We start from the raw sequence: 10,491 nt of genomic DNA, 5'->3' as shown, positions 1-10,491 counted from the left end.
GCTCATACCTGACCAGGGAGCGTCTCTGTCCATCCAACGTTATTCAAGCCCTAACGGGGCACCAGGTACCAAAGGTACATGGAATGGAAGTGTGTCCCGCAAGGGACGTAAACGTTGCACGCTCATACCTAACTAGGGAGCATCTCTGTGCATCCAACGTTATTCAAGCCCCAACGGGGCACCAGGTACCAAAGGTACATCGAATGGTAGTGTGTCCCGCAAGGGATGTAAACGCTGCACGCTCATACCTGACCAGGGAACATCTCTCTACCAACCACGTTATTCCATCCGGGTGTCCAGAGGGCCGGGGCCCTTGGGGTCCCTCCTCAGGAGGGATTTAGGGAGGAAAAACCAGAGGGAATCCTCCTTTCCAAGGGGGACTTAGGGGGATATGTGCAAACAATGAGTGAAATTATCAATAGCCATCAGACACGCTTTGCGTTATGCTAATAAGAAATCTTAACTACTGTTTCCCTTATGGATAAAGGAGTGCAAGCTGATGAATTTTACAAAAATGCATGGGCTGGGCAATGATTTTATCATTGTCGCAGGCGAGGAAAGTCTACCAACGAACGCAGCAGAGCTTGCCGAGGAATTGTGCAACCGGTTTTTTGGCATCGGTGCGGATGGATTGGTCTATATCCTGCCATCGGAAATCGCGGATTTTCGGATGCGCATCATCAATTCAGACGGATCAGAAGCCGAGCAGTGCGGCAATGCGATCCGCTGCGTGGCCAAATATGTATATGACAAGGGTCTGACCGATAAACAGGACATTTCAATTGAAACATTGGGAGCCGGTGCCCAGCGGGTGCAGTTAACGGTGAGCGATGGCAAAGTACAAACGGTCCGCGTCGACATGGGGGCACCGATTCTGAACGGTCTTCAGGTGCCGACGACAATTGATGCCGAGCCGGTGATTAATCAGCCAATCGAAGTGGATGGCCGGGAGTTTCAATTTACCGCCGTTTCCATGGGCAATCCGCACTGTGTCATTTATGTGGATGATGCCGTCAATTTCGATCTTGCTCTCTGGGGTCCCAAATTGGAGGTTCATCCGTTATTCCCTCGTAAAATCAATGTGGAATTCGTAACCGTGCGGTCCAGAGATTTTACGGACATGCGCGTATGGGAGCGCGGCGCAGGGCCAACGCTTGCCTGCGGCACAGGAGCATGCGCCACCGTCGTGGCATCCGTGCTGAACGGATACACGGACCGTACAGCGACCGTTTCGCTCAAAGGCGGGGATTTGTTCATTGAGTGGAATGAAGCGGATAACCATGTATATATGACAGGACCGGCAGCAGAAGTATTCAACGGAAAGCTGTAACGAATGACAGAAGGAGTTTTGACCATGAAACCGGATTTACGGGAAGCGCTGGGATCGCGCATCTTGACCGGCGACGGCGCGATGGGAACTTTTTTATACCAAATGGGCTTCCCGGTCGGCGTTTCTTATGAAGAATTTAATATTCTCAAACCAAATGTAATTGCAGATGTGCATCGCCGCTATTATGAGGCCGGCGCACGGATTATCGAAACCAACACGTTCTCAGCCAATCGGGAAAGCTTGATTCGGTACGGGCTGGACTCGGATGTCGCGGCAATCAACAAGGCAGGCGTACAGATCGCCAGATCCGCTGTCGGCAGCGATGCGTATGTGGTAGGAGCCATCGGCTCAATCCGTGCGGGCAAAAGGAAGAACATCCGCTCCCATCATCTCAAGCAGTCGTTTCAACAGCAAATTGACGGACTCTTGAGCGAGGAAGTGGACGGGCTGCTGCTGGAGACGTTCTATGACCTGGAGGAAGCGCTGCTTGTACTCAAGTTAGTGCGCCAGCAATCGGCCGTGCCCGTGCTTTGCCAATTCGCCATTGAGAAGGAGGCGGTGACGCAGGATGGTCATACGCTGGCCTTTGCATTTGAGAGGTTGAAAGAAGAAGGAGCGGACGTTGTCGGCTTTAATTGCCGCAGCGGCCCGAATGGAATTCTTCGTGCAATAGACGCCATTGGCGCAGAGGTTTCTCTGCCGATGTCCATTTTTCCCAACGCGGGTATTCCGGATTATGTGGACGGCAAATATCTCTACACCGCTACGCCTGAATATTTCGCAGAATCCGCACGCAAATTCGCTGACCGCGGCGCACGGATTATCGGCGGCTGCTGCGGGACAACACCTGAGCATATAGCCGCAATATCCGCATCGTTGGACGGTTATGTGCCGAGGCCAGTGAGCGCGGAAATGCGGGCAGCGGTCATGACCGCCGAGCGTCCCGTAGTCATTGCTCCTCAAGCGGAAATCATGGTCACGGGCAGCGGGGGCGTGAATGCCGCAGAGCCTTCCATTGTTGATCTGGTGAAGGAGCGCCATACGGTTATTGTTGAGCTGGATCCGCCGCGCGATCTGGACATCCGCAAATTCATGGCCGGCGCAGCCGCGCTGAAAGAAGCCGGTGCCGACGCGGTAACGATGGCGGACAATTCACTGGCTGTCACGCGCATGAGCAATCTGGCGCTGGCTTCCATCGTGCAGCAGCAGGTGGGCCTTCGGCCTCTAGTGCATATTGCCTGCCGTGACCGCAATCTGATTGGCACGCAGTCGCATATGATGGGGCTGGATGCGCTGGGGATCGACCATGTGCTTGCGGTTACGGGAGATCCTGCGCGATTCGGGGATTTGCCGGATTCAAGCTCCGTCTATGATTTGACTTCCTTCGAAATGATCCGAATGATCAAACAGCTGAATGAGGGAGTATCCTTTTCGGGGAAGGCGCTCAAGCAAAAAGCGAATTTTATCACAGGAGCCGCTTTTAACCCCAATGTAAAATATTTGGACAAAGCCGTGCAGCGACTGGAGCGCAAAATTGAATATGGCGCTGATTATATTATGACTCAGCCCGTCTATAATCCGGATTTAATCATCCAGATCGCCGAGGCAACCCGCCATTTATCCGTTCCGATCTTCATCGGTATAATGCCGCTTGCGAGCGGCCGTAATGCTGAATATTTACACAATGAAGTGCCCGGCATCCAGCTTTCGGATGAAGTACGCAAACGGATGGCGGGTCTGGAAGGCGAAGCGGGGCGGGAAGAGGGCGTCCGGATTGCCAAGGAATTGCTGGAAGCGGCCCTTCCGCATTTTAAAGGGATCTATCTCATTACCCCGTTCCTGTCTTACGATATGACGGTCAAGCTGACCCGGTATGTATGGCAAAAAACGACCGTCGCCCGATAAATATTTTTCCGTCTGTTTCATCTTTGCTCCAGATGACGGTTTGACAGTCTGCAGTTATTTTTTATTGCGAGCTCTCTTAACACTTGTTCGTTGTAAGAAAATGAATTAGAATAGAGCAATGGATGCACTTGCCATGCCGGTTTGATTGCGCTCACTTAAAGACAGACAAGCCAATGCCGGCCGAATCTGTGCAGCTTTTAAACCAGGAGGGCAAACGTATGCTCCGGGCTTTTTTCGTCAAGAATAGTGCAATGGCTCTGCTTTTTCCTTCATTTGGCAGATAAATTATACATTTTCGTTCTTGCGTTCATCTATACATCATGTATATATTGCTGTTGCATACAGGAGAGAGTCGGAGGAGGAACCTGGCGTGGCTATCAAATTAATAAATATTGGATTCGGCAATATCGTTTCCGCCAATCGGATTATTTCCATTGTAAGTCCGGAATCAGCACCTATTAAACGAATTATTCAGGAAGCGCGCGACCGGCATATGCTGATCGATGCGACCTATGGCAGAAGGACTCGCGCTGTTATTATAACGGACAGCGATCACGTCATTTTATCGGCGGTCCAACCGGAAACGGTGGCTCATCGGCTTTCAACCAAGGATGACGATCACGACGAATAGTGACGGGGAGTATTATGAGCAGAGGATTATTGATTGTTTTATCCGGCCCCTCAGGCGTCGGCAAAGGAACGGTATGCTCTGAGCTGCGGCGAAGGCAGAGCGACCTTGTATATTCCGTGTCGGCAACGACTCGGCTGCCCAGGCAGGGTGAAGTAGACGGTATTAATTATTTTTTTAAAACAAGAGAACAATTTCAGGATATGATTGCGCATGATGCGCTTCTGGAATATGCCGAGTATGTCGGAAATTATTACGGCACGCCGCGGGATTTTGTGGAGCGTACGCTTGCTATGGGCAAAGACATCATTCTGGAAATTGAAGTTCAAGGCGCATTGAAAGTGAAAGAGAAATTCTCTGAAGGCGTTTTTATCTTCCTGGTTCCTCCTTCCCTGGACGAATTGAAGCATCGTATTACGTGCCGCGGTACGGAGAATGCGGATGTGATCGACCATCGGATGTCAGTAGCCGTGGAGGAAATGAATCTGATCAGCTATTACGATTACGCAGTCGTGAACGACCAAATAGATGCGGCTTGCCATCGAATACAAAGCATCATCACGGCCGAGCATTGCCGCAAGGACCGGTTCATTGCCGAGCTTGCAACGATGCAGGAAGCTTCCGAGAAAGCCTAAGCGAGCGAGGTGAAGAAATATGTTGTATCCATCGATCGATGAGATGATGAAGAAAGTGGACAGCAAGTATTCATTAGTTGTTGCTGCATCACGACGGGCAAGAATGATCCGGGACGGCGCCAAATCCGAACTTCGCAATCCGAGATCACATAAGTATGTGGGTGTTGCGCTGGAGGAAATTTATCACGATATACTGGTTGTAGAAAGTACAAACAGGCAGGATTAAGCAAGATGATTTCATGCCCGAAATAACAACCCTTGTGGTTGTTATTTTTTTAACCTTATATCATGTATAAGTTTCACATTTATCCATTTCTATAAGGTCTGAAGGAAGAAACTTGGTGCGCCACCAATGGACGGCGACAGCCGTTTCTTCTAGCCTTATAGCATTTATCAGTTTCAATTTTATAGATTTCTACGAGGTCCATGGGAATAAACGTGTTTGGCGTCAGAGGATGCCCAAGGACCGTTTTTCATGGCCGCTATCACTCATAAAGGCTGCTGTTACTTGAATGGAATGGAAAGAAAGGAGGAGAAGCATGCTGAAAGGAAAGACGATTGTACTTGGCATATCGGGGGGGATTGCCGCTTATAAAGCGGCAGCGCTGTGCAGCAAGCTGGTTCAGGCAGGTGCAGTAGTGCGGGTCATTATGACGGAATCCGCAACCAAGTTCATAACGCCCTTGACCCTGCAAACTTTATCGCGTCATCCTGTTCATATCGATACCTTCCATGAATATGACCCGTCTGTTGTATCCCATATCGATATTGCAGACAGTGCGGATTTGTTCATTGTCGCTCCGGCTACGGCCAATATTCTGGCGAAGATGGCGGGGGGGCTGGCGGATGACATGCTCAGTACGACGCTGCTGGCTACAACCGCACAGGTCCTGGTGGCTCCTGCGATGAATGTCCATATGTACGCGCATCCTGCGGTTGAGCGCAATATGCAGCTGCTTGCGGATCGCGGCGTCCGGTTTATTGAACCCGGTACGGGCCAGCTGGCCTGCGGTTACGTCGGCAAAGGCAGGCTCGCGGAGCCTGAAGATATTGTTCATGCGGCTGGACTCTGGTTTGCACAAAGCCAATCGCTAAGAGGAAAGAAGGTTCTGGTTACCGCCGGAGGAACAGTGGAACGGCTCGATCCAGTCCGCTATTTGACCAATGATTCCTCGGGTAAAATGGGATTCGCCATTGCAGAAGCGGCGGCTAATCGCGGCGCTGAAGTAACCCTGATTGCAGCAAGAACGACGGCGGAAGCTATCGGCGGCGTAACGCTTGTCAAAGTCGAGTCGGCAGAGCAAATGCTCCAGGCGGTACTGGAACGCTATGAGGATGCGGACATCGTTGTGAAAGCAGCGGCAGTGGCCGATTACCGCCCCGTTGCAGTAGCCGATAAGAAGATCAAGAAATCGGATGAGCGGCTGGTGATTGAGCTCGAGCGTACAACGGATATATTGCAGACGCTCGGCGAACGCAAGCAGGGGCAATATCTTGTCGGCTTTGCTGCGGAGACGGAGCAGATGGAGCAATATGCAATGGACAAGCTGCACCGCAAGCATTGCGATCTGGTCGTAGCCAACAATGTCGCCGAAGCGGGGGCCGGATTTAATCACGATACCAATATTGTATCGATTTACGGTGAGGAGGGACTTATCGAAACGGTTCCTCTGATGCAGAAAAGGCAGGTTGCCGACCGCCTCCTGGAAATTATTGTTCAACGGATGTCAGCCCGGAGGGCCGGGGAATGATCGCTAAAGTGATCGTTGACGTCCCCAGCAGACAGACCGATCGGCCTTTTGATTATGAAGTACCCCAGGAGTGGACGGGTTGGGTCGAAGTCGGCAGCAGAGTCGGGGTTCCCTTCGGAGGAAGGGTTGTTCAGGGCTTCGTTATTTCCCTTGCGGAATGGGCGGATGTAGACCGGTCCAAGCTTAAAGCGGTAGCCGAGCTGCTTGACCATACACCTCCATTATCTCCGGACTTGATTGAGCTGGCCCAGTGGATCAGCGATAAATATTGCTGTCCGCTGACGATCGCGCTGCAGGCGATGATTCCTGCCGCCCTCAAGGGGAAAGCGGAAACGACGGTTACTTTGTCCGAGGATGCTGTCAAAGCCGAGCATACATTGTTATCTCTTGCGGGAGGATGGGTCGATTATATCCGTCATAACGGCGGAACTGTCCGTATGACGAGTCTGCAGGAGCGGTATCCCGCCGATGCGGCTTCCGTAAAGGCTGCTATCCGTGACGGCCTGCTTCTTGCGCGTGTATCCATTCGTGACAGGATGGCTGTACGGAAGGTTCTGACCGTCTTCCCGCCTGTGGACAGAGAGGCTGCTCTTGAAGCGTTGAACCTGATTCCGCCCCGTGCTGTCAAGCAGAGGGAAGTGCTCCAGTATATGATGAAGCGGGGAGAACCGGCTGCCATGCAGGTCGTGGTGGAGGAAGTTCCAACGACGGCAAGTACCGTGCGGACACTGGCAGACAAAGGCTTTATTACGCTTGGCGAGGTAGAGCATGACCGCGATCCTTATGCGGGGCGCGACTTTACAAGGACATCCCCGCTGCCCCTCACGGAGGGACAGCGGGCTGTTTATCAAAAAATCGAAGCGTCAGTCGACGCTGGCGACCCCCGCGTGTTTTTGCTCCATGGAGTAACTGGAAGCGGCAAGACAGAGGTATATCTGCAGGCGATCCAGCATTGTTTGGAACTGGGGCGGCAGGCGATTGTGCTCGTACCGGAAATCTCCCTGACTCCACAGATGGTGGAGCGTTTTAAAGGCCGCTTCGGCAATGCCGTGGCGGTGCTTCACAGCCGGTTATCGAACGGGGAGCGCTATGATGAATGGCGTAAAATCCGCGAGCGGCGGGCACAGGTTGCAGTTGGCGCCCGCTCGGCTATATTTGCTCCGTTCGAGCGGATCGGACTTATTATTATTGATGAGGAACATGAATCCTCCTATAAGCAGGAAGAGAGTCCGAAATATCATGCGCGCGATGTTGCCGTGCGAAGAGCAAGACAGCATCATGCCACGGTTGTCCTCGGGTCAGCCACACCTTCACTTGAAAGCTATGCCGCGGCCACTCATCCTGGAACGGCGAGCGCAAGCTCAGCGGATTTCAGCGCTGCCGCAGCCAAAGAAAATCACCGCGAAGCATCAGATGCTTCTGAATCATTTCGGGATAAGCGTGACACAGGGCGGATCTCGGGACTCCTGCCGATGCCGGACCGGGTAGGGGGCAGACCGATGCCGCCTGTCCGGCTGGTGGATATGAGGGAGGAGCTGCGCGAAGGCAACCGCTCCATGTTCAGCCGTCAATTGCATGAGCAGCTGCAGAATCGTCTGGATCGCGGCGAGCAATCGGTGCTGCTGCTGAACCGGCGGGGCTACTCAACCTTTGTCATGTGCCGCTCCTGCGGGTATACGGCACTTTGCCCGCATTGCGACATCTCGCTTACCTATCATCAAAAATCACGGGCGCTGCGGTGTCATTACTGCGGTCATGCTGAAGCTGCCCCCTCGAAATGCCCGACCTGCGAAAGCGAGCATATCCGTTTTTTTGGAACCGGCACCCAGAAAGTTGAAGAAGAGCTCTCCAAGCTTTTTCCTGGCATTCGCGTTATTCGAATGGATGTCGATACGACGACAGAGAAAGGCTCGCATGAGAAATGGCTGACGCTTTTCGGCGAGCGTAAAGCGGATGTTTTGCTTGGTACGCAAATGGTAGCCAAAGGCCTTGATTTTCCATATGTTACTTTAGTGGGTGTTATCGCTGCGGATACATCGCTGCATCTTCCTGATTTTCGCGCAGCGGAGAAAACATTTCAGCTTCTTACGCAGGTTGCGGGCAGGGCGGGAAGACATGAACTGCCGGGTGAAGTTATTGTCCAGACCTATAACCCTGAGCATTATGCGATTATTACGGCACAGCAGCATGATTATTCCGCATTTATTGCTCATGAGCTGGAGCACAGGCGTTTTATGTCCTATCCTCCTTTTTGCCGGCTTATTCTCGTAACTCTCTCGCATGAGCAGCTGCCTCTGCTTATATCGGTCGGAGAGAAGCTGTCCACCCGGCTCAGAGAGATGACGAATGACAGCGGGGTATCCGGAACCGCCGGTGAAAGCCGCAGTTTTATTGATATTCTGGGTCCCGTAGCGTCTCCTATTCCCAGAATGAAAGATCGCTATCGTTTTCAATGTATGATAAAATATCGGGGAAACGTTGACGCAGTCGGCATGCTGAAGCAGGCCATCCACGGACTCTCGGGGAAGCTGGGTCAACCGCCTGTACTCATCAGTGTGGATGTTGATCCACAAATGATCCTATAGCGATTTGCAAAATAGTATCGCTTACGAAGTGAGTTATGGCTTGAATCGCTCGGGTTCCCTCGAGCATTCAGGTATAACCACGCAATAACTTAAGTATCGCTTACGAAGTGAGTTATGGCTTGAATCGCTCGGGTTCCCCTCGAGCATTCAGGTGTAACCACGCAATAACTTTTAGGAGGAACGGTTGTGGCAATACGTCTTATTGTGAAGGATCCGGATCCTGTTTTGAGGGAGAAGGCGATTGTTGTTACCAAATTTAATTCGAATTTGCATAAATTGCTGAGAGATATGGCGGAAACGATGTATGATGCGGATGGAGTGGGGCTTGCCGCTCCGCAGGTCGGCATATCCAAGCGGGTTATCGTGGTTGATATCGGTGATGATCATGGGCTTATTGAAATGGTCAATCCGGAGATTGTGGAGGCCGAAGGGGAGCAGTTCGGTCCTGAGGGCTGCCTCAGTATTCCGAATCTCAATGGAGATGTCCGCCGTGCCCAGCGTATTCGGGTAAAAGGCTTTGACCGAAACGGAGAACCGTTCGAAATGGAAGCGGCGGATTTTCTGGCACGGGCGTTTCTGCACGAGATTGATCATCTGAATGGAGTGCTGTTTACGGACATTGCCGATGAGATTTATGACGCGGCATCACGTCCGCGACCACCACGCGAGGAGTGACGCTATGCGTATTGTATTTATGGGAACGCCGGAATTTGCCGTTCCTTCACTAGAGGCGCTGATCGGCGCCGGGTATGAAATTGTACTCGTTGTCACCCAACCAGACCGTCCCAAAGGACGCAAAAAAACATTGACGCCGCCTCCGGTCAAGGATGCGGCGCTTCTGCGCGGTCTGCCTGTTGAGCAGCCTGAACGGCTGAGAACGTCTGAAACGGTTGCCCGCATTGCGGGACTGAAACCGGATCTCATTGTGACGGCAGCTTATGGACAGATCTTGCCTAAGGCTGTGCTTGATGCGCCGCGTCTGGGTTGTATTAACGTGCATGGCTCCCTGCTGCCCAAGTACCGGGGAGGTGCGCCGATACAGCGTGCCGTCATGAACGGTGAGAAAACTACGGGAGTCACCATCATGTATATGGCTGAAGGACTCGATACCGGTGATATGATCAGCCGTATAGAGGTGCCAATTAACGATGTAATTACGTCCGGCGAGCTGTTCGAAGAGCTCAGCAAGGCCGGTGCGGAGCTGCTTATGCGCACGCTGCCATCGATTGCCGACGGCACGGCAGTGGCGGTGCCGCAGAATCACGACGACGCCACCTATGCCCCGAATCTGACCAGAGAAGATGAACGGATTGACTGGACCCGGTCAGCCGGAAGTCTATATGATCAGGTGCGCGGACTATCGCCGATGGCTGGCACTTTCACGCTTCTAAATGGGGAAACCTTCAAAGTGTGGGGCTGCCGGCCGCTTCCACCGACCGCAGCATCCGGCGGGCAGCCGGGAACGGTGATGAAGGCGGATGAAAAAGGCATATTGGTGCAGACGGGTGAGGGCATGCTGCTGCTTACTGTCATTCAACCGGCAGGCAAGAAAGCCATGCCTGCATCCGAATGGCTGAAGGGTGCGCGACTTGAAGCAGGTACAGTTTTTGGAGGCGTGCAATTGTGAATAAACCGGATCAGAACGATTCCGCAAAGG

Annotated in this window: 9 protein-coding genes; all 9 read left to right on the top strand. The window is 52.5% G+C overall.

Features of this window, described 5'->3' with window-relative positions:
* Positions 1–499 precede the first annotated feature (499 nt).
* A complete protein-coding gene (gene dapF, locus AC0YNV_RS38385) occupies positions 500–1,330 on the top strand; it encodes a diaminopimelate epimerase (RefSeq protein ID WP_475772725.1) in 831 nt (276 codons plus the stop codon).
* Between the two features lie 24 nt (positions 1,331–1,354).
* A complete protein-coding gene (locus tag AC0YNV_RS38380; RefSeq protein WP_475772724.1) occupies positions 1,355–3,235 on the top strand; it encodes a bifunctional homocysteine S-methyltransferase/methylenetetrahydrofolate reductase in 1,881 nt (626 codons plus the stop codon).
* Positions 3,236–3,605: 370 nt separating this feature from the next.
* A complete protein-coding gene (gene remA / locus AC0YNV_RS38375; RefSeq protein ID WP_020615370.1) occupies positions 3,606–3,866 on the top strand; it encodes an extracellular matrix/biofilm regulator RemA in 261 nt (86 codons plus the stop codon).
* 14 nt (positions 3,867–3,880) lie between these two features.
* Entirely contained in the window at positions 3,881–4,498 is a 618-nt protein-coding gene (gmk, locus tag AC0YNV_RS38370; protein WP_475772723.1) for a guanylate kinase, read from the top strand.
* 19 nt (positions 4,499–4,517) lie between these two features.
* Positions 4,518–4,724: a DNA-directed RNA polymerase subunit omega gene (gene rpoZ, locus AC0YNV_RS38365; RefSeq protein WP_210047070.1), complete on the top strand. Its 207-nt coding sequence runs from the start codon at positions 4,518–4,520 to the stop codon at positions 4,722–4,724.
* A 313-nt stretch (positions 4,725–5,037) separates the two neighbouring features.
* Positions 5,038–6,249: a bifunctional phosphopantothenoylcysteine decarboxylase/phosphopantothenate--cysteine ligase CoaBC gene (gene coaBC / locus AC0YNV_RS38360; protein WP_475772722.1), complete on the top strand. Its 1,212-nt coding sequence runs from the start codon at positions 5,038–5,040 to the stop codon at positions 6,247–6,249.
* Positions 6,246–8,834 (top strand): primosomal protein N', encoded by a 2,589-nt coding sequence (priA, locus tag AC0YNV_RS38355; protein ID WP_475772721.1) that lies wholly within the window; start codon positions 6,246–6,248, stop codon positions 8,832–8,834. Before coaBC ends, priA begins: the two co-directional genes overlap by 4 nt.
* A 186-nt stretch (positions 8,835–9,020) precedes the next feature.
* Entirely contained in the window at positions 9,021–9,509 is a 489-nt protein-coding gene (gene def / locus AC0YNV_RS38350) for a peptide deformylase (protein ID WP_210047073.1), read from the top strand.
* A 4-nt stretch (positions 9,510–9,513) separates the two neighbouring features.
* A complete protein-coding gene (gene fmt / locus AC0YNV_RS38345; RefSeq protein ID WP_475772720.1) occupies positions 9,514–10,461 on the top strand; it encodes a methionyl-tRNA formyltransferase in 948 nt (315 codons plus the stop codon).
* Positions 10,462–10,491: the final 30 nt, after the last annotated feature.

The sequence above is a fragment of the Paenibacillus sp. JT31N11 genome (genome assembly GCF_056269285.1).
This window is presented reverse-complemented; position numbering and strand designations above follow the sequence as displayed.